This is a genomic window from Polaribacter sp. SA4-10 (assembly GCF_002163835.1).
GTDB lineage: Bacteria > Bacteroidota > Bacteroidia > Flavobacteriales > Flavobacteriaceae > Polaribacter.
Genome location: NZ_CP019331.1, coordinates 2,627,442 through 2,647,122, shown reverse-complemented (window position 1 = coordinate 2,647,122; position 19,681 = coordinate 2,627,442). Strand labels below are relative to the sequence as shown.

The 19,681-nt window shown below is 26.5% G+C and carries 19 protein-coding genes; 2 read left to right on the top strand and 17 right to left on the bottom strand.

What is annotated here, in order from left to right; all coding sequences use genetic code 11:
* The first annotated feature begins 168 nt into the window (after positions 1-168).
* Together BTO04_RS11595 and BTO04_RS11590 are read left to right on the top strand one after the other, a co-directional pair.
* Positions 169-864: a response regulator transcription factor gene (locus BTO04_RS11595; protein WP_087564651.1), complete on the top strand. Its 696-nt coding sequence runs from the start codon at positions 169-171 to the stop codon at positions 862-864.
* 13 nt (positions 865-877) lie between these two features.
* The gene (locus tag BTO04_RS11590; protein WP_087564650.1) at positions 878-1,918 is read left to right on the top strand and encodes a cell wall metabolism sensor histidine kinase WalK; all 1,041 of its coding nucleotides are present in this window, start codon (positions 878-880) and stop codon (positions 1,916-1,918) included.
* Here BTO04_RS11590 and BTO04_RS11585 read toward each other — a convergent pair.
* The 17 genes from BTO04_RS11585 to BTO04_RS11505 all read right to left on the bottom strand — a co-directional run bounded on the left by BTO04_RS11585 (position 1,883) and on the right by BTO04_RS11505 (position 19,642).
* On the bottom strand, positions 1,883-2,929 hold the full coding sequence (locus tag BTO04_RS11585; protein WP_232455897.1) for a glycosyltransferase: 1,047 nt from the start codon (positions 2,927-2,929) through the stop codon (positions 1,883-1,885). The genes BTO04_RS11590 and BTO04_RS11585 overlap by 36 nt on opposite strands.
* A gap of 4 nt (positions 2,930-2,933) precedes the next feature.
* Positions 2,934-4,208, bottom strand: coding sequence for a phosphoribosylamine--glycine ligase (gene purD, locus BTO04_RS11580; protein ID WP_087564648.1), 1,275 nt, complete (start codon positions 4,206-4,208; stop codon positions 2,934-2,936).
* A gap of 90 nt (positions 4,209-4,298) precedes the next feature.
* On the bottom strand, positions 4,299-5,036 hold the full coding sequence (locus BTO04_RS11575; RefSeq protein WP_087564647.1) for a glycosyltransferase: 738 nt from the start codon (positions 5,034-5,036) through the stop codon (positions 4,299-4,301).
* Position 5,037: 1 nt separating this feature from the next.
* Positions 5,038-6,393 (bottom strand): exopolysaccharide biosynthesis polyprenyl glycosylphosphotransferase, encoded by a 1,356-nt coding sequence (locus BTO04_RS11570; protein ID WP_087564646.1) that lies wholly within the window; start codon positions 6,391-6,393, stop codon positions 5,038-5,040.
* A gap of 10 nt (positions 6,394-6,403) precedes the next feature.
* Positions 6,404-7,516, bottom strand: a complete 1,113-nt coding sequence (locus tag BTO04_RS11565) for a glycosyltransferase (RefSeq protein WP_087564645.1) — start codon at positions 7,514-7,516, stop codon at positions 6,404-6,406.
* A complete protein-coding gene (locus tag BTO04_RS11560) occupies positions 7,517-8,578 on the bottom strand; it encodes an O-antigen ligase (RefSeq protein WP_232455983.1) in 1,062 nt (353 codons plus the stop codon). It lies immediately after the preceding gene.
* A gap of 104 nt (positions 8,579-8,682) precedes the next feature.
* Positions 8,683-9,933, bottom strand: coding sequence for a DUF6418 domain-containing protein (locus BTO04_RS11555; protein WP_087564643.1), 1,251 nt, complete (start codon positions 9,931-9,933; stop codon positions 8,683-8,685).
* Positions 9,930-10,943: a hypothetical protein gene (locus BTO04_RS11550; protein ID WP_087564642.1), complete on the bottom strand. Its 1,014-nt coding sequence runs from the start codon at positions 10,941-10,943 to the stop codon at positions 9,930-9,932. The genes BTO04_RS11555 and BTO04_RS11550 overlap by 4 nt, the downstream gene beginning before the upstream one ends.
* The gene (locus BTO04_RS11545) at positions 10,936-12,168 is read right to left on the bottom strand and encodes a hypothetical protein (RefSeq protein WP_087564641.1); all 1,233 of its coding nucleotides are present in this window, start codon (positions 12,166-12,168) and stop codon (positions 10,936-10,938) included. The genes BTO04_RS11550 and BTO04_RS11545 overlap by 8 nt, the downstream gene beginning before the upstream one ends.
* A gap of 17 nt (positions 12,169-12,185) precedes the next feature.
* Complete coding sequence (locus BTO04_RS11540; protein ID WP_087564640.1) at positions 12,186-12,707, bottom strand: HAD family hydrolase; 522 nt, start codon at positions 12,705-12,707, stop codon at positions 12,186-12,188.
* A 1-nt stretch (position 12,708) separates the two neighbouring features.
* On the bottom strand, positions 12,709-13,743 hold the full coding sequence (locus tag BTO04_RS11535; protein ID WP_087564639.1) for an N-acetylneuraminate synthase family protein: 1,035 nt from the start codon (positions 13,741-13,743) through the stop codon (positions 12,709-12,711).
* The gene (locus tag BTO04_RS11530) at positions 13,740-14,480 is read right to left on the bottom strand and encodes a hypothetical protein (RefSeq protein WP_087564638.1); all 741 of its coding nucleotides are present in this window, start codon (positions 14,478-14,480) and stop codon (positions 13,740-13,742) included. Before BTO04_RS11530 ends, BTO04_RS11535 begins: the two co-directional genes overlap by 4 nt.
* A gap of 8 nt (positions 14,481-14,488) precedes the next feature.
* Positions 14,489-15,022, bottom strand: a complete 534-nt coding sequence (gene rfbC, locus BTO04_RS11525; RefSeq protein ID WP_087564637.1) for a dTDP-4-dehydrorhamnose 3,5-epimerase — start codon at positions 15,020-15,022, stop codon at positions 14,489-14,491.
* The gene (gene rfbA, locus BTO04_RS11520; protein ID WP_087565404.1) at positions 15,022-15,876 is read right to left on the bottom strand and encodes a glucose-1-phosphate thymidylyltransferase RfbA; all 855 of its coding nucleotides are present in this window, start codon (positions 15,874-15,876) and stop codon (positions 15,022-15,024) included. Before rfbA ends, rfbC begins: the two co-directional genes overlap by 1 nt.
* Before the next feature lies 1 nt (position 15,877).
* Entirely contained in the window at positions 15,878-16,888 is a 1,011-nt protein-coding gene (rfbB, locus tag BTO04_RS11515) for a dTDP-glucose 4,6-dehydratase (RefSeq protein ID WP_087564636.1), read from the bottom strand.
* A 4-nt stretch (positions 16,889-16,892) separates the two neighbouring features.
* Positions 16,893-17,930 (bottom strand): hypothetical protein, encoded by a 1,038-nt coding sequence (locus BTO04_RS11510; RefSeq protein ID WP_087564635.1) that lies wholly within the window; start codon positions 17,928-17,930, stop codon positions 16,893-16,895.
* 23 nt (positions 17,931-17,953) lie between these two features.
* A complete protein-coding gene (locus BTO04_RS11505) occupies positions 17,954-19,642 on the bottom strand; it encodes a hypothetical protein (protein ID WP_087564634.1) in 1,689 nt (562 codons plus the stop codon).
* Positions 19,643-19,681 lie beyond the last annotated feature (39 nt).

Here is a 19,681-nt window from a genome sequence, read left to right as displayed (position 1 = left end):
ATTAATTGTTAATTTTTACAAGAAACTATTCATTTGATAACAAAAGAGTTACTATTTGTTATGTTATATAAACGTTAATAGAATTCCAACAGATTAAATGATTGTTAAGGAGTTGTTTTTGTTACATAATAATCGCTATTTTTGGTATTCATACTTTTTACACCCATTATGAATAAAAGTGATATTAAAATTTTATTGGTTGATGATGAGCCAGATATTTTAGAAATTGTTGGATACAATTTAAAAAATGAAGGGTATCAAGTATTTACAGCCTCAAATGGAAATGAAGCTATAAAGTCTGCTAAAAAAAATATTCCACATTTAATCTTATTAGATATAATGATGCCAGAAATGGATGGGATTGAAGCTTGTGAAAAAATTAGAAAGATAAAATCTCTAGAAAATGTTATTATTTCTTTTTTAACAGCTAGAGGAGAAGATTATTCTCAAGTTGCCGGTTTTGAGTCTGGCGCAGATGATTACATTACAAAACCTATTAAACCAAAAGTTTTAGTAAGTAAGATAAAATCTTTGTTAAGAAGATTAAAAAACGAAGAAGAGAGTGAAGAAACTTATAAAATTGGAGATATCGTTATAGACAGAGATGAATATGTGGTCTATAAAGCAGGCACTAAAATTTCCCTTCCAAGAAAAGAATTTGAATTATTTTCTTTATTAACTTCTAAGCCAGGTAAAGTATTTAAAAGAGAAGTTATTTTAGATACTGTTTGGGGAAATGAAGTTGTGGTTGGTGGCAGAACCATAGATGTTCACATTAGAAAATTGCGTGAAAAAATAGGTGATGATCATTTTAAAACTGTAAAAGGAGTTGGTTATAAATTTGTATTAGAAGGAGCAGAATAATAAATTTTCTTTTATGAAGTTCAAAAAAACATACACATATGCACTTTGGTCTGCAACCTACTTAACTATTATTACGGTTTTAATTGCAACAATTGCCTACTTTTTTATTAGTAACCAGTTAGGACTTCCCAGTGTTTTAATATCAGTAATAGTTTTTTTCTTTATTACTTTTTTAACTATTCAATATAGAGCTGAACATTTTATATATAGACGGTTAAAAAAGATTTACGAAGAAGTGTCTATTCTTGATGTTAATGATTTAGACAGAGATTCTGCAACTACAGATATTGACAAGCTTTCTAAAAGAATGCAGAAATTTGTTGAAGGAAAGCGTTTAGAAATAGAAAGTTTAACCGAAAGAGATTCTTTTAGAAGAGATTTTTTAGGAAATGTAGCTCATGAACTAAAAACACCCCTTTTTACTGTGCAAGGGTATATTTTAACATTAATAGAGGGTGCTGTAAATGATAAAGAAATAAGAACCAAATACCTAGAAAGAGCTAATAAAGGAGTAGAAAGGTTAGTTGCTGTTATAAAAGATTTAGACATGATTGCTAAACTTGAAACAGATGGAATGAAGCTTAATATAGAATCCTTTAATGTTTTAGAGCTCATACAAGATGTGTGTGATTTGTTTGAAATGAAAGCTAAAAAGAAAAACATAACGCTAAAGTTTGATAAGGCTTATGCATTTCCTGTTTTAGTACATGGTGATATTGAAAAAATTGAGCAAGTTTTAATAAATTTAATAGTAAATTCTATTAAATACGGAAAACCAAATGGAACTACAATTATTGCTGTAGATTCTTACAATATTAACAAAGTGATTGTAAAAGTGATTGATAATGGAGAAGGAATTAAGCAAAAACATCTTCCTCGTTTATTTGAACGTTTTTATAGAGTAGACCATAGTAGATCTCGAGAACAAGGTGGTTCTGGTTTAGGATTATCTATTGTAAAACACATTGTAGAAGCTCACAATGAAACTATTTTATTGAAAAGTGTCTATGGTGAAGGATCAGAATTTTCTTTTACTATGGAAAAGGCTAAATAAATTTGAATTCAATTTAATCTCTTCTGATTTTAAACCTTTATAGTCTTTATCTTCTAATAGTTTTTCAACCGAAAAATCTTTCAAACTACACTGAGGAGCCATTCTTTTTTCTGTTAAATAATTTGCTAAATACGCTTGTTCAGGTTGATTTTTAGTTGGGATAAAAAAAACTTTTTTCTCTAAAACTGATAAATCCATTATTGAAGAATAACCAGATCTGCAAACCACAATTTTTGCCGAATTAATTAACTTCTCAAGCTTATCTGTTAGAAGAAAATTATAAAAAATTATATTTTCTTCCGCCCATTTTTTTTCTACTTCTTCAACTTTACCTAAAACAAAAACAATATTTCTTTTATCGTTTTTAAATGCTGATTTTAATGTATCCTCTAAAAAAGTTCTATTTGGTTCTGGACCAGAAATAAGAAGTAAAACATCAATCGTTTTATCTAAATTCTCTTTTTTAAACCTGCTTAAAACGCCAATATATTTTAAAGTTGAGTTTATTTTTGTTGATGATAGTTTTCCTGAAAACGTTGAATTAGGAGTGTCTGGAATCCAACATTCATCAAACTTTTTTATTATTTTTTGATGAATATAACTTGTTAAAAAAGTGGTGCTTCCTGAGAAAACATTAATTTGATGCGTAATATATATTGACGGAACTTTGCAACTTCTAACGCCAAATCTATTATCAGAAATAACGCCAACAACCTCTTTATCTTTATCAATAAACTCTGCTATTACTTTTTGTTCATTTTTAACAGCACTTACAATTTTTGGAATTTGTAAAAACAACTTCCATTGCAGATTTTTTCCATAAGATATATTGTAAGAAGGTAAATTGAAACTTTCTAAATCTGGAAACGCTTTATTTAAAAATTCTAAGGCTTTGCCATCAGAAGCAAGAACTGGCGTAAAATTATTTTCTAAGAGTAATTCAATAATTGGTACACACCTAGAAACGTGGCCTAAACCCCAATTTAAAGGTGCAACAATTATTTTTTTCATGATTTTAAATTAAATCAAAACCAATGTCTTTTCTATAATTCATCTTATCAAAAGAAATTTTAGCGATACTTCTATAAGATTTCTCTAAAGCTTCTTCTATAGTATCTCCAAAAGAAGTAACAGCCATAACTCTACCTCCATTAGAAACAACTTTATTATCTTTAATTATTGTTCCTGCATGAAAAACAGTAGATTCAGTTACATTTTCTAAGCCCGTAATTTCTTTATTTTTCTCATACGCTTCTGGGTAACCTCCAGCAACTAACATTACAGTTGTGGCTGTTTTAGAAGTAACCTTAAAAGATTTTTCATCTAAATTTTGATTTGCTACTCCATCAAATAAATCAAATAAATCTGATTCTATTCTTGGTAAAACTACTTCCGTTTCAGGGTCTCCCATTCTTACGTTATATTCTACTACAGAAGGATTTCCATTATCATTCATTAAACCAATAAAGATAAACCCACGATAATCAATTCCATCTTTTAACAAGCCGGCAATTGTAGGTTTTACTACTAATTCTTCCACTTTATTTAAAAAGGCCTCATCTGCAAAAGGAACAGGAGAAATTGCACCCATTCCACCAGTATTTAAACCTGTATCCCCTTCACTTATTCGCTTATAATCTTTTGCTGATGGTAAAATTTTATAGTTTTTTCCGTCTGTTAAAACAAAAACAGACAATTCTATTCCTTTTAAAAATTCTTCAATAACAACTGTAGATGATGCTTCTCCAAATTTATTATTAGAAACCATTTCTTCCAATTCAGCTTTAGCCTCCTCCAAAGAATTTAAAATTAAAACACCTTTTCCTGCAGCTAAACCATCGGCTTTTAAAACAAAAGGAGGTGCTAATGTTTCTAAGAAAGCGAAGCCCTCAGTTAGGTTTTCTTTTGTAAATGATTGATAACGGGCTGTAGGAACTCCATGTTTTTGCATGAATTGTTTAGAAAAATCTTTACTTCCTTCTAATAATGCGCCATCTTTTTTAGGACCAATTACTGGAATATTCTTTAAATCTTCATCAGCTAAAAAGAAATCATGTATACCAGCAACTAAAGGTACTTCTGGACCAACAACTACCATTTTAATTTCGTTTTCTAAAACCGTCTTTTTGACCGCTTCAAAATCTGTAAGACTTATGTTAATGTTTTTTGCAATTTTATCTGTTCCTGCATTTCCAGGAGCCACAAAAAGTTGATTTATTTTATTACTTTGAGATAATTTTAAAGCAAAAGCATGTTCTCTTCCACCAGAACCTAAAATTAGAATATTCATTTGTGTTGTTTTGTTAGCTGCAAATATATTTTAAATTCTTTGGATTCCCGCTTTCACAAGAAAGTCATTTTCAAGAAGTCATTTATCTCATTAGAAATTCCACTTTAAAAAATATTTTATTGCAGATGAAATATGATATAAGAATAAATTAAAGTGTTTTGAAGATCCTCTTTGATGGTGGTGTGTAATTTTAACTTTAGGAAAATAGAGTTTATTTTTGTCCATATTATCTATCTTTTTACAAATATCAGCATCTTCCATATATAAAAAATAACGCTCATCAAAACCTTTTAAATCTTTAAAATCTTGTGTTTTAAAAAGCATAAAACATCCATGAATAAAATCTGGGTAAAATGATTTCTCCAAATCTTGATTTCTATACTCATTGTTATATATTTTCTTTTTAGAAAAATTTATTTTTCTATTTATTAAATCAATAATAGTAGGGTGTTTTCTACAAATGTATTGGTATTCATTATTAGGAGATACAACTTTAGGTGAAATAAATGCAACCTCTTTATTTGCTTTTAGTTCTTTGATTAAAGCAGGAATAACTTCAGCATCAAACGCAACATCTGGATTTAAAATTAAATGAAATTGGGAATTAATTTTATCTAGAATAAAGTTATGTGCTTTTCCGAAACCACTATTTTTACCAACAAAAATATATTCAATTTCTGAATTAATAAAATGGCTTTCTAAATTATTATTAGGACTGTTATCTATTAAGTATAACTTCTTTTTAATTGGTGTGTTTAGAAATGAATCAACCGTTTTTTTAAGTGTTTCTATATTCTCATTATATAAAACAATTGAAGCTGTTATCATATTAATATGCTTTTTCTTCTCCCTTAAAAACGTTTAAAAGTGTTTGCATAATAATCTTAATATCTAATAAAAAAGACCAATTTTCTATGTAAAAAATATCAAAACGCACTCTATTTTTAATATCTGACCTCTTTTTTATTTCACCTCTGTAACCACTTACTTGAGCTAAACCAGTAATCCCTGGTTTTACAATATGTCTTTTTAAATAATCATCTACATCTTTTTGATACTCTACAGACAAGCTCTCTAAATGAGGTCTTGGTCCAACAACACTCATATCACCAAATAAAACATTTAAAAACTGAGGCAATTCATCCATGCTTGTTTTTCTTAAAAAAGCACCTATTTTAGTAACTCTTCTATCGTTTTTTGTAGCATGCACTTTGTCTGATTCCTCATTAAACCTCATCGATCTAAATTTATAACAAATAAACTCTTCACCATTAATCCCCTCTCTACCTTGTTTAAATAGTAAAGGTCCTTTTGATTCAAATTTTACAAAAACCCAAAGAATTGGCCACAACCAAGAAAGAAAAAATAGACAAACGAAAAGAGAGAACAAAATGTCGAAAACTCTTTTAATATAAAAATTTTCAGCAAATTCAAAGGGTAGTTTATTTACATTTAAAACTAATAAAGTATCATCATAATACTCTGCACTTTGATTTTTACTATACAATTCATCTGTGTTTGGAATTAGTTTTAAAATAATTTCTTTTTCAGCAGCAAATTTATTAACATCTTTAATTTGGTCTTTTGTTAAGGCTGATAACGAACAATAAATTTCATCTACAACATTTTCATTTGCATATTTAAAAGAGTCCTTTAATCTCCCTAAATAAGTAGAGTTCTTATATTCTTTATCTGAAAAAAAACCTAAATATTTATACCCTAAATTGGCCTTACTATTAAATATTTTTATAATTTTTTTAGTTGAGTCATCGTTCCCTAAAACAATAGTAGTCCTAAAATTATTACCTAATGATCTATATTTTTTAAGTAAGAAAAAAAAGAAAAACTTAAAAAAAGCAATAGCTCCTAATATTGATGTTAATATTAATAATTGATTATTAACAATACTTCCTTCTTTAAAAATACCAAAATAAGCAAAGTACCCTAGAATAAAAAGAATGAACTGCCTACCTAGTAAAGTAACAATTCTTAAACCACTATTAAACCTATATACATTATAAAACCCTAAAAAAAAACTTGCTATTAACCAAAAAATAGAAATATAAGTTAAGAATGGAACATTTAGATACTCCTTATCATAAACGAAGTATATAACACTATTAATAATGAATAAATCAATTATTACCTGTAACGGTTTAATTAAGTAAGAGTATCTTTTTTTCAATTTATTCTAATTATTTAGACAAATATAGGTTTTCTAAAACTTTAATATTTTTTTTTATATCGTAAAAACTTTCAAATTCTTTTCTGGCATTTTTTTCCATATTTATTCTTAAATCATTATTATCTAAAATCATGATAATTTTTTCAGCCATTTCATTTATATCTTCTTTCACCAAGAAGCCATTATAATTATCTTTTACTAAATCTCTATTGCCATCAACATTTGTTAAAACACATGGCTTTCTTAAAGACAAGGCTTCAATAACAGAATATGGCAGGCCTTCATATCTTGATGAGGAAACATAAACTATACTTTTGTTAAGTATAGCTAAACCCTTAGCTCTCTCTAACCAAGGAATTAATGTAATATTATCAGAAAGATTATTCTTTAAAATATTGTTTTCTATTTTTTTTAATATTGGAGAATAAAAACCAACTCCTAAAATTACTAAATGAATATTTGGATGTGTTTGTTTAATTTTTAATACAGCTTCTACTAATAGTTCTGTGTTTTTTTGATAAGATGGTCTACCTATTGAACTTATAAAATTGTTTGGAAGTTTCAATAAAAACTCACTATCTATTGATTCTATCTTATTTTCAATAGAGTTATTCCAAAGAACAATCTTTTCTTTTTTTATTTTTAAATCAACTATAGCTCTATTGTATTCTGAAGACGAACAGGCTAATGTTTTTGCAGGAAAAAACCCAAAAAAACGTTCGATATTTTTTAATAAAAAATATTTCTTTTTAGACTCTGCACTTAAATAAGAATATGCATGAGGTGTATATATTGTTTTTGTATTAGAAACAAATCCAATAATTCTTCCTAAAATCCCACTTTTAGCACTATGGCAATGTATTATATCCGGTTTTATTTTTTTTACAATTTTTAAAATTTTTATTAAACATTTTATATCATTTACAAAACGTATTTCTCTTTTTAGATTACAATGAAGGTGGTCAATTTTAATACCCAAATCATTATTAATATTAATAATATTCTCTTTTGTATTACAAATTATTACATTTGAAAACTTATTACTATCTATGTATTTAGATAATAAAGAAATATAGACACCTACTCCTGCAACAGGTCTAGCAATATGTAAAACTTTTACCATTTATTCATTTACTTTATATGGAATATTTGTTAGGCTCAAAAGTAAGGCATATAAGTAGACACCAACTTGTCTATCTAAAATATTTTCAACTAGACAAAAACTAAAAATTGAAACTAAAAACATTAATTCTAAAATATTATTTTTCTTAAAACTAGAATACAGTAAAATAACTTGAGGAATGAGTAACAACATTAAACCTATAATCCCTCCTCTTAGTAACTCATTTATATACTGGTTATGAGTGTTATAATTTTTATTTATAAATCTATTTTTCTCTGCCTCAGAACCAAATTCTTCATAATTTTTATAATGTTCTAAAAGATTATCTCTTGTCTTTTGTTCACTTCCGGATCCAAAAATATAATTCGAATTTTTAAAAAATAGTTTATTAGCTCCTTTCCAAGTAACAACTCTAGCATCTTTTGATATTTGACTAAACCTATCATTTAAAGAACTATTACTCATGAATATTAAGAATATTATGCCTAAAAAGATGATTAGAGTTTTAATAAAATTCTTTTTATTAAGCTTTTTAGAGATAACAATTAAACTTGTAAAGAATACAATAACAATGGCTAACCTTGCAGAAATGACTATTATTAACAGTAACGAAAAAAAAGAGATAATAGTACTTAATATCTTATTCTTATTTATCGAATAGTAATAAAAACAGATTACAATACTAAGAGCAGAAAAGAAACCTAAGTAAGGTCTTTCATAATTTAATATTTCATTAATTTTTGAATAATTTTTTAGAGCATATTTTTTACCTTCAGTAAAATAGTAATAGTTAATTATTCCATAAACAGAATTTAATTGAATTATTATTATACCAATAATAAGAAAAACGAACCCTTTTAATTTTATTTTATTTTCAATATTATCTAAACAAAAAGGAATAAATATAAATGGCAATAATTTAATATAGTTACTTTTTTCAACTAAAAAAGAGTTATTTAAAAACCCATTTACTAATGTAAACAAGAAAAAAGCTAACAAATAATATAAAACATTATTATTATTTATTGCTTTTTTTTTGTTAAAAATTATACTTAAAAACATTATTATCAAAAAAATATTATCTAACAATAATGATATAGGTAAGAAAAACATCATTAAAAAGTAAGAGTAATTTGAAATTTTCAAGAGTAAATCTTTTTTCATTTTTATTCTTTTTTAGTTTTTACAACTAAGTATTTGTATGTGAAAAAAATAAAAATAAAGAAAACTGGTATTAATAACTTGTTAAAATAAGCCATTGTATAAGCATAACTAGTCCAAATTAAAAGCTGAAAAAATATAATACTAATAAATAAAGATTTTCTTTTAATAAAAATACTTAACAAGGTTTGCATTAAAGAAAGAAATGAAACCAAAATAAAATTTGCGAATAGAGCAATTGGTAAAGGAAAAATTCTAATTAAGATTGAAGGATATGCATTTGTCCAACTTACACCTCTATTTGTTACAGAAATAAAATCTTGATACCTCCATGGCCAAAATTCAAGCATTAAGAGATGCATTCCTTTCCAAAGTTCAAAAATATTCCAAGTATTGGGTTTATTCAAATAAATATATTGTTCCGTTGTTCCCCAAAACACATGTCCTTGTAATCCGAAAAACCTATAAAACACAGATTCTAATGGTGTCATTTTTAAATTTCTAAAAGGATTACTAATAGTGTATTTATATAGTACTAAAAAAAACATTGCTCCAATAAATAATAATAGATATTTATTAAAAATCCATTTAAGTTTAAAGGTTATTTTTTTTTCTGAGGTAAAATATAAAGCAAGTAAAGCACCTGTTATACCTATAAAAAATCCTGTGAATTTCTGCCCTATAAGTAATAAATACGAAACATAAAGTATTAAGAAAAAAATTGATGTTTTTTTATAATATCTAAATAATATTGCAGAACCAAAAGCAACAAAAGCCATTACATTACCAACAATCGATTTTAGAAATGGAAATTTTGAGTGTTCCCAAAAATTAAACTTTGACACATTATCTGAAAAAATAGGTATTGGCGACAAAAACAAATTTAAAAAAGCCATAAAAAAGACAAAACCTATAAATACTCTTGTTATTTGGGGCTCTTTAATTTTACCAAATTTAATTTTGGTCACTTTAATATTCTTAAAAAAATTAGTGAATATTTTTTTAAAAAAAATTAAAGATATTATGGTTGTAATAAAAAAGAGTAATAAAACCAAAGTACTATAAACAAAATATCCATCTCTACCTTGCTCAACAATATGCACACCAGACTCTATAACCATTAGAGAGAAAAACATCCAAATATATTGAACAAATATCATAATTGATAATAAAAAAAGACCTAAATCTTTTTCTAAAAGGTATAACATTATAACTATAGCTATAAGTGTAATTAATATATTAAAAGCAATAATCATTTATAAATATTAAATTCAAATTTCTGGAAAATTGGTTTCAGTAAATTATTATACCTTAAAAGGACATTAAAATTAAGCTTTCTTTTAACACTATCTTCAGATTCTAGATAAATATTTAATAAGGCGCTAGAATCAAAAGAATATATATGCTTTGAACCTAATTTATTAAAAAACAAATCTTCTAATGGCTCATCTGACTTTAGGTAAACAACTTCTTTATTTAAAAACAGCGTTTTTAAGTATTCTAAATCTATTCTTTTACCATTTCTATGTGGCTTATAATATATTTTCTCTATTTGAGGGTAATCGTTTTTTGATTGAATTAGTTTAACCAAATCTTTTAAATTATTAATATATCTATTTTCACCTAATTGATTTATATACCCTTCTTGACCTATAATTAAAACTGTATCTGTTACATTTAATTTTCTTGTAGGGTATTTTAACTTTACTGATTTTTCTGGAAACTGAGACAACTCAGGAACTCTAACATACTGTCTAATAACATTTCTATTCTCTATTCCACTAGAATGTCCTTTATAATATTTAAACCTAACATTGTATGAATTACTTAGTATCCATTTTAGAAATACTTTTTTTTGTGATAAAGACTTTATTGTATGTGGATAATAGTTTAGTGTACCATCTTCTACTACAATACCTTTCATGTTTTTATTAAAAGAAAAAAGCAAGTGATTTGTTAAAACATCTTCTACGTAAGTAAAATACAAAGTGATATTTTCTTCTTTTTTGTAAATATTAAGTTCTCTTATAATCTGTTTATATTGTTTTACCTTAATAATTATATTTTTTAACTCAGATAATCTACCTGTAGACTGATTGTTAAATGATTCTTTTGCATAAATAACTTTATCCCATAACTTTAAATCATTTTTTAAAGTTTTATTAGATATTAAGATATTTTGACAGTTTGTCTTTTTTTCATCTTTTATAATTGCTTCATAAGATGAAATTTGATTTTTAGATAAACCTATATAAATATTAATCATATTTCATTTTTTTTGCTTCATTGTAACGCATGTAAAATAATATAATGCTAGAAATCACAAAAGCTGTTGCTGTTCCGTAAATTCCATAAAAATACGTTAAACTAATGGTTAATAACAGGCTAAGAATAGCAGAAAAAACCATAGATTTTAATAACGCTTTATCTTTATGATAAATATAAAGTTTAAAGTGATAAAACAATGAATAATTCATTAGTCCAGCACCAATTATCAGAAAATAGATTAAAGGTAAAAAATTTTCAAACTCAACTTTATTTTGCCACATTAACAAGGGTTTTATAATTAAAAAAATAAATAAAGATGAAATTAAAGTATGTATTAATAATGATTTTTTAAACTTTTTTAGAAGTTTATTTACATCAGGTAAATTTGCTGATTTAATAAGTTCTGGCAATTCAAAAGATATAACTATTGTATTTATATAAACTGTAATTAAAATAGATATATTAGAATAAAATAAAAAGATACCTGCTAATTCTTCTCCCATAAAGTAGTCTACAATAAATCTATTTGCATATTCCATTGACTTAAGACTAATAGTTGCAAGAAAAAATACGGAACTTATTCTTAACCCCTTTTTTACCCAATTTGAGTTAAGAGAAATTTTTATAATTCTATTATAATTCTTTATTATAGATAGAATAATAACATATACTATTGTTAAAGTATTAGCTATCAGCCAAAGAATAAAAATTTTATTAATAGTTATTAAACTATTATTATAATAGTAATAGATTATAATTGAACTCCAACTTACGGTTCTAAAAAATAGTAAAATATTTGCTAATAATACTTTTTTAAAACCAACTAATAGCCTATAAATTTCTTGGGATAAGTGTTCTGTAATTACTAATAAGAGCACTAAAAAGAGATATGGTTTTATATAATTTATACTACTAAAAATAAAGTATCCAACTACAATAAATAATATATAAACGAATAAATATAATGCGAATGTTAGTGTTACTTTGTTTATAATTTCTTGTTTATCCGAAGTTTTTAAAATATCTCTAATACTAAAATTATAAAAATCTAAACCTAAAACAAATATTAAAATTGTTATGATTGATGTTATTAATCCATAATTGCCAAAAACATCTACATCAAAATATTTAGACATTAGTGTAACAATTAAAAACTTACTACCGATACCTCCTATTCTTAAAAAAACATTCAACAGTTTAAAAAAAGGGAAAGTTTTATTCATTTTTTTAAAAAAAATTATCACTGATTATATTCATTAATCAAATTACTTTTCTTTAGAAGGTCTATTACGTCTATATTGTTACTTGATAATATTTTTTCTACAAACTCTCTAAAAACCCCTTCTCCACCTTTTTTTTCTAACTGCCAGTCGACAATTTCTTTCATGTAAATAGGCGCACTTTTAGGCACAGCGCTAAGTCCAACGTTTTTTAACACTAAATAATCATTTATATCATCTCCTATATACGCAATATCAGACAGCTGTATCTTTAGTTCTTTAGCCAAGTCTTTAACAATTTCTAGCTTATTTTTTGCACCTAGAAACAAATAATCTGCTTTTAATTTTTTTGCTCTCCTTTCTACAGATTTTGCGTTTTCTCCAGTAATTATCCCAAAAGGAATATCTAAAAGTTTACAGAATAAAACTCCTGCACTATCATAAGTATTAAACTTCTTTAACTCATTCCCTTTTTCATCATAATACATTCCACAATCCGTCCAAACACCATCAATATCTGTTAAAACTAGTTTTGGCAACATACTATTTAATGTTTTTTAAATAAACTATTTCATCTTTTGGAAGGTCGTTAATAAGAACTTTCCCTACGATATTTGTTTTATCTATCCACTTTACGCCATCACCAGGGCTTAATAAATGAATATCTTTTTCTGTAATTATACTTCCTTTTTTTAAACTTTTATTTGTAGCTATAGATCTTTCTAATTTATTTCTAGCGCTTTCCACAGAGTTTACAATCTCCATTTTCTCGTCCCCCATGGATATATCCAAATTTCTAATATCTCTAAGCATTCTATAAATACCATCAATAGCCAAAGAACCTTTTTGATCTGTTCCTTTTAAATTTCTATCTAAAGTAATATGCTTTTCAATAATTTCTGCCCCCATAGCAACTGCTGCAATTGGTGTAGATATACCAATTGTATGATCTGAATAACCAATTGAATACTGCGGATATTGTTTTTTTAAATATGTTATCGTTTTCAAGTTTACATTCTCATATCTTGTTGGATATTCGGAAACACAATGTAAGATTGAAATATTATTATGATATTTATTTATAGTCTCTAAAGCAAGATCTAATTCCCTTTCTCCTGACATTCCTGTAGAAACTATAATTGGAATTTTAGTTTCTGCTAATGCTGAAAGCAGTGGTAGATTGGTTAAATCTCTTGATGCTACTTTTAGTTTATCTGGAGTAAAAAGGTTGAGCATACTTAAACATCCAATTGCACATAATGTTTCTACAAAATCTAACCCTTTCTCTTTCGTATATTTATAAACTTCAAAATGTTGCTCATCATTTAATTCTAGAAAATCTCTATGCTCTCCATAAGTTTTCCCGAAAGAATGTGGTGTGTTATATAGACTTTTCATCTGAGTTGATGACAACTCTTGAGACAAATCTCTTTTAGTAAGTTTTACAGCATCCATTTGCTTTAAATCATTTCCAAATAAGGTGTCTTTTATGGGTCTTGCTGCAACATCTACAAGTAATTTACATAAATCTACAGATCCATTATGATTCTGCCCTATTTCACCAATTATATATGTCATTTTGTGTTTTCTTTTATTATTTTTTTCATTCCAACTAGCAAGTCTTGCCTTGTTTCTATGTATTTAATAATTTCTAAATATCCTGCATTTGGATTTTCTTTCATGAAATTAAAATAAATATCTTTAAGTATTTCAAAATCACTTTTAGTATCTAATGTACATCTAATATCATTGTTCTGAATATTTTCTTCTAAAAAGCGAACATTAAAATGATTTGGATTTTTATAAATACAATTTGTAACATGTTCAATACAATTATTATCTTTTTTAGAAGCTACTTTTTTTAATGCTTTTAAACTTACCATTTCGGTAAAAAACCCGAAATGAGTTAAAATTGAAGGAGAATTATTAATTTTATATGATAAGTAATCTTCTCCTTTATAGCTTTTAACAATTTTTTCTATGTAGTTCACATCAATAAAAGGATTATCAGAACAAACCCTTATAATTGTATTAAAATTATTTTCTTCTGCACAATCTATAAACCTTTCTAATACATTTTCTTCTGAACCTCTGTAAAATTTTATTTTATGTTTTTCAGCAAACTCCCCTAGAATACTATCTACAGATAAATTAGACGTAGCTAAAACTATAGGAAGTTTAATTTTTAATTTTTTTAACTTATTTAATAAAACATCTAAAAATGTAATTTGTTCATCTATTTCTAAAATAATTTTTTTTGGCAACCTTGTAGATGAAATTCTTGCCTGTATTATTATCCCTGTTCTTTCAACCATTACATAAACTAATTAAACGTTTTCAAATTTTTATCTTTTTCTGATAATACGATTTCCTCCTCCTTCAACATCCAATCAATTCCCAAACCTTCATCATTATAAATCAAACCATCTTCTGCATCTGGTTGATAATAATTATCACATTTATAAGATACAATAGTATTATCTTCTAAAACAGAATATCCATGTGCAAAACCTCTTGGAACAAAAAGTTGATTTTTATTTTCTCCTGATAAAATAATTGAAAAATGTTTGCCAAAAGATTTTGATTCAGGCCTTAAATCTACTGCTACGTCTAAAACTTTTCCTTTTACAACTCTAACTAATTTTGCTTGTGCAAACTTACCTTTTTGAAAATGCAACCCTCTTAAAATACCTTTATTTGAAAATGCCTCATTATCCTGCAAAAAAACTATTTCTAAATTGGTTAATTTTTGGAACTTTTCTTTATTAAAAGTTTCAAAAAAGTAACCTCTTTCATCTCCAAAAATTTGTGGTTTAATTATAAAGCAATCTTCTAAATCAGTTTTTGTAACTATCATTATAGTTTCATTAAGCTTTCTCCATAACCACTTTTCAATAAAGGTGCTACTAATTTATATAATTGTTCTTTTGTTATAAAACCACTTCTATAAGCTGCTTCTTCAATAGAACCTATTTTTAAACCTTGTCTTTCTTCTATTACCTGTACAAATTGAGATGCTTGCATTAAAGAGTCAAAAGTACCCGTATCTAACCAAGCCGTACCTCTATCTAAAACTCTTACAGATAAATTTCCGTTCTCTAAATATATTTTATTTATATCTGTAATTTCTAATTCACCTCGTTTACTAGGTTTCATGTTTTTTGCAATTTCAATCACAGAATTATCATAAAAATAAATACCTGGTACTGCATAATTAGATTTTGGATTTAATGGTTTTTCTTCAATAGAAATTGCATTCATATTTTCATCAAAATCAACTACACCATATCTTTCAGGGTCATTTACATGATAGGCATAAACAATTCCTCCATTAGGGTTGTTATTTGCTTTTAATAATTTTGGCAGACCAGATCCATAAAAAATATTATCTCCTAAAATTAAAGCTACTTTATCTTTTCCAATAAATTTCTCTCCTATAATAAACGCTTCAGCCAATCCATTTGGATTTTCTTGTATAGCATACTGAAAATCACATCCTAATTTTTTACCATCACCTAATAACCTTTTAAATAAAGGTAAATCTTGTGGTGTAGAAATAATTAATATTTCATTAATTCCTGCTAACATTAATACAGAAATCGGATAATAAATCATTGGTTTATCATAAACAGGCATTAATTGTTTACTTACAGCCAATGTAATTGGATGTAATCTTGTACCTGAACCTCCTGCTAAAACTATTCCTTTCATATTATTTTTGATATTTGGCAAGATACCATTCAATTGTTTTTTTTATCCCAGTTTCAAAATTTTCTTCTGCTTTCCAACCTAAACTTTCTTCAATTTTTGAAGCATCTATAGCATATCTAAAATCATGACCTGGTCTATCTTTTACAAAGCTAATTTGTTCCTTATATGATTTTTCTTTCGGTATAACTGTATCTAAAATCTCACAAATTGTATCAACAATATATAAATTATCTCGTTCATTTTTCCCTCCAATATTATATGTTTCTCCTGTTTTCCCCGTTCTAAACACCATTTCAATTCCTTTACAATGATCTAAAACATACAGCCAATCTCTAATGTTTTTTCCATCTCCATAAATGGGAATTTGCTCTCCAGACAAAGCTTTCCTAATTATTGTTGGAATTAGTTTTTCATCATGCTGTTTTGGTCCATAATTATTAGAACAATTTGTTGTTACAACATTCATTCCATACGTATGATAATAACTTCTAACCATAAAATCTGAAGAAGCTTTAGAAGCACTGTAAGGGCTATTTGGAGCATACGAAGTTTCTTCTGTAAATAAACCTGTTTCTCCTAAAGTTCCATAAACTTCATCTGTAGAAATATGATGAAACCTACAATCTTCAAAACCTCTCTTATATACATTTGGCGAATCCATCCAATAATTCTTTGCAACGTCCAATAAATTAAAAGTGCCAAAAACATTTGTTCTAACAAAAGCATCTGGATTTGTTATTGAATTATCTACATGAGATTCCGCTGCAAAATGAATTACGCCAGTAAAGCTGTGTTTATCAAAAAGTGATTCTACCAAGTTTCTATCACAAATATCTCCTTCTACAAAAGTATATCTATCAGATTTCTCAACTTCTTTTAAATTAGCAAAATCTCCAGCATATGTTAATAAATCTAAGTTTACAACATGATATTCTGAATTATTTTTCAAAAAAAATGGAATAAAATTAGACCCAATAAAACCTGCTCCACCAGTAACTAAAATTGTTTGCATATAATTACTTTTTATAATTTTCTAAATAGGTGTTTAATTGTTTAATTAACAATACTAAAATCATAAGTATTGCTCCAAGAACTCCAAGTAAAAAAACATAATTTTTTGTTAGTCCTTTTATTTCAGTTCCTGTTGCTTGAAAACTTGAAAGAACATTAATTATTTCATATTTTGTAGATTTTTGAAAAGTAGTCTTTTTTAAATCATCATTAATTAGCCTAGTAGTTGCAAACAATTCTAATTCTTTAGTTGTTCTTTTAACCCCTCCTAAATCTATACTTGTGCCACTTGTTTGCTTCTTAGCCTCTTCTAACATAACCTCCATATAAATATTTCTTAAAGAATCTATTTGTGTTAAATTCTGACGATATAAAGAGTCTGTTCTATTTAAGTTTTTATTTGATAATTCTTTTATTCTATTAAAATATTTATTATTTGTTATCGAATAAATTATAACATCACCTAGTTTATCAAAAATATTATTCTGTGTTGAAGTAACTGTTACTTTATGAACTCTATAATCATATGAAGTAAATCCATTTTTAAACTCAATAAAACTATAACTCTTTACAGTAGTTGTATCTACAGAAGAGACAAATACGTCATAAGAATTGATAATATCACTTCCAGTTTCAATTGGATGAATCACAAATTCCTTAAGACTGGCAGCAGCTAATTTATCTAACTTAAACGTTTCTACTAAACCTGCAGTGTCTTTTTGTTTAACAAGGTTATTGTAATAACTTATATTATCATATAATTGTCTTGTACTGTTAAAATTTGGCTCTAATAATAATTCAGATTTAAAAGTATCTATTTTTTTCACTTCTAAAAAGAAACCTAAAATTCCACCAATAATTGCTGCAACACTTATTTTAATAATATTTTTTTTTAGGAAAATAAGAATTGCAATTATGACATGAAAAGTCCCTTTAAAAATATTTCCAATAAAATTGAAAAGTTTAGAAAATCCTTTTCCCATAATTACAAATAAGGAACCTAAATCTACTTCTTCTTCGTTGTTTGTTTGGTTTGTTGACATTGTTTGGTTTTAATAAAAACAGTTTATAATTGTTGAAAAATTTGTTCTAATATTTTCTGTGTAATTGCATAAGTTGGCACTACCCCTGTCATTCCTAAACCTCCAGAGGCTAATGTTGCTCCTGTTTCTAAAGGATTATCTGACGCATAATACGCATATCTTACTTTTACATTTTCTGATATATTGCCTCTAATTTTAGATGCAGATTGAATTGCTTTTTGATAATGAGCTCCTTCCATCTCTAAGCCAATAACATTCCATGTAGAATCGTGAAAAAACTTCAATAAGTCTTTATTTTGTAATGATGTTCCTAATACTGAAATCATTGAACCATCAAAAACGGCTACACCAAAACCTTCTAAATCTTCTTTTGAAAGCTCATTTTTAAACGGATAATTGTCTGCAGTTCCTTCAAAAATATGTGCATCAGGAATCATAATATCTCCTTTTCCGCCCTCCAAAATACCTGCTTTACCCATTATAGAAACCGACTTTACATCTAAATAGCTTTTCTTTTTACTGTTTTTATATGGTTTTAACAATTCGTCCATCGTTTCATACGCTTGCTCTCCAAAAGCATAGTCCATCACAATAATTACTGGCCTCTCTGAAACAGAATTTTCTTTTTTAAACGGTGAAACATCAAAATTTATTTTATCTGTATCTATTATTTGAACATTTATATTTGTTCCTGAGGTATCTTTAATATAAATTAATCCGTTTTCAGAAGCATAATCTTTCACCGCTTTTTGCAATGGTTTGCTATCCGAATTACTTAATAGTTGATACAATTCAAATCCTTTAAATTCTTTTGCCTCCCTAGGTAAAGCACCTTGAGCATAAATAGAATTTAAAACACTATGCATATTTGCACTAATAATATGAATAGGCCTTTGTAATAGTTTGTTTTCTTTTAGTACCTTTTTAATATTATCTGCCCAAATATCTCCATAAATGTGATGACCAATTTCCTCTATTAAAACAGAACTAAAAGTTATTGTTCGTTTTTTTTCTTCAATATTTTCATTTATTGCAAGTTTACCTAGCCAATAAATTAATTGAAAAAACCTATCTGGGTTTTCTTTTGTTGAAAACGTTTCATGAATATTAGAAACCTCATCAAAAGTTCTTCCTAAAATACTTCCTAAATGAGCAATAATAACTTCTCTTTCTTTTTCTGATATTTCTATTTGATTAATAACAATATTTTCTAAATGCTTCCATTCTCTAATAAAATCTTGTCCATCATTTAAAGAAACACGTTCATAAATTTTATGCGATTCAATAAACAAAAACGTTAGATGTGTAAGAATATCATAGATTTCAGACCTTCCTCTGGTAATCTCTATATTCATTTGATCTTTATCTATTCTATAACAATTTCTCCTTCTTTTTGGAGGAATAATCGCCTTAAAATTTGAATTCCTATACCCTTCATCTGCCGTTAAATTAATAAACTGACATTCTTCTATTCCTTCTGGCAACCTCTCTATAACATAAGTTAAACCATTTAACTCTATTCTATCTTCTGCAATTGAACCATAAATCTCTGGACGTAAGAGCAATAATGATTTACGTAATGCTTCTCCTGAAATCCCCATTGGTTTATAAAAACCTCTACTAAATAAATGACGCATAGAAATGTATAGTTTTTCTATGGCATTTGTAGACTCTTGCGCTCGAGTTCTATTTATTTTTTTAGTTTGTAACATTCTTTATTTTAAGGTACAAAGGTAAGTATTTGACTCTAT

What these genes read in the sequence shown, in the direction of transcription:
- BTO04_RS11595 (WP_087564651.1), top strand. Translation starts at nt 169, where the DNA reads ATGAATAAAAGTGATATTAAAATTTTATTGGTTGATGATGAGCCAGAT.
- BTO04_RS11590 (WP_087564650.1), top strand. Translation starts at nt 878, where the DNA reads ATGAAGTTCAAAAAAACATACACATATGCACTTTGGTCTGCAACCTAC.
- BTO04_RS11585 (WP_232455897.1), bottom strand. Translation starts at nt 2,929, where the DNA reads ATGAAAAAAATAATTGTTGCACCTTTAAATTGGGGTTTAGGCCACGTT.
- purD (WP_087564648.1), bottom strand. Translation starts at nt 4,208, where the DNA reads ATGAATATTCTAATTTTAGGTTCTGGTGGAAGAGAACATGCTTTTGCT.
- BTO04_RS11575 (WP_087564647.1), bottom strand. Translation starts at nt 5,036, where the DNA reads ATGATAACAGCTTCAATTGTTTTATATAATGAGAATATAGAAACACTT.
- BTO04_RS11565 (WP_087564645.1), bottom strand. Translation starts at nt 7,516, where the DNA reads ATGGTAAAAGTTTTACATATTGCTAGACCTGTTGCAGGAGTAGGTGTC.
- BTO04_RS11560 (WP_232455983.1), bottom strand. Translation starts at nt 8,578, where the DNA reads ATGTTTTTAAGTATAATTTTTAACAAAAAAAAAGCAATAAATAATAAT.
- BTO04_RS11555 (WP_087564643.1), bottom strand. Translation starts at nt 9,933, where the DNA reads ATGATTATTGCTTTTAATATATTAATTACACTTATAGCTATAGTTATA.
- BTO04_RS11550 (WP_087564642.1), bottom strand. Translation starts at nt 10,943, where the DNA reads ATGATTAATATTTATATAGGTTTATCTAAAAATCAAATTTCATCTTAT.
- BTO04_RS11545 (WP_087564641.1), bottom strand. Translation starts at nt 12,168, where the DNA reads ATGAATAAAACTTTCCCTTTTTTTAAACTGTTGAATGTTTTTTTAAGA.
- BTO04_RS11540 (WP_087564640.1), bottom strand. Translation starts at nt 12,707, where the DNA reads ATGTTGCCAAAACTAGTTTTAACAGATATTGATGGTGTTTGGACGGAT.
- BTO04_RS11535 (WP_087564639.1), bottom strand. Translation starts at nt 13,743, where the DNA reads ATGACATATATAATTGGTGAAATAGGGCAGAATCATAATGGATCTGTA.
- BTO04_RS11530 (WP_087564638.1), bottom strand. Translation starts at nt 14,480, where the DNA reads ATGGTTGAAAGAACAGGGATAATAATACAGGCAAGAATTTCATCTACA.
- rfbC (WP_087564637.1), bottom strand. Translation starts at nt 15,022, where the DNA reads ATGATAGTTACAAAAACTGATTTAGAAGATTGCTTTATAATTAAACCA.
- rfbA (WP_087565404.1), bottom strand. Translation starts at nt 15,876, where the DNA reads ATGAAAGGAATAGTTTTAGCAGGAGGTTCAGGTACAAGATTACATCCA.
- rfbB (WP_087564636.1), bottom strand. Translation starts at nt 16,888, where the DNA reads ATGCAAACAATTTTAGTTACTGGTGGAGCAGGTTTTATTGGGTCTAAT.
- BTO04_RS11510 (WP_087564635.1), bottom strand. Translation starts at nt 17,930, where the DNA reads ATGTCAACAAACCAAACAAACAACGAAGAAGAAGTAGATTTAGGTTCC.
- BTO04_RS11505 (WP_087564634.1), bottom strand. Translation starts at nt 19,642, where the DNA reads ATGTTACAAACTAAAAAAATAAATAGAACTCGAGCGCAAGAGTCTACA.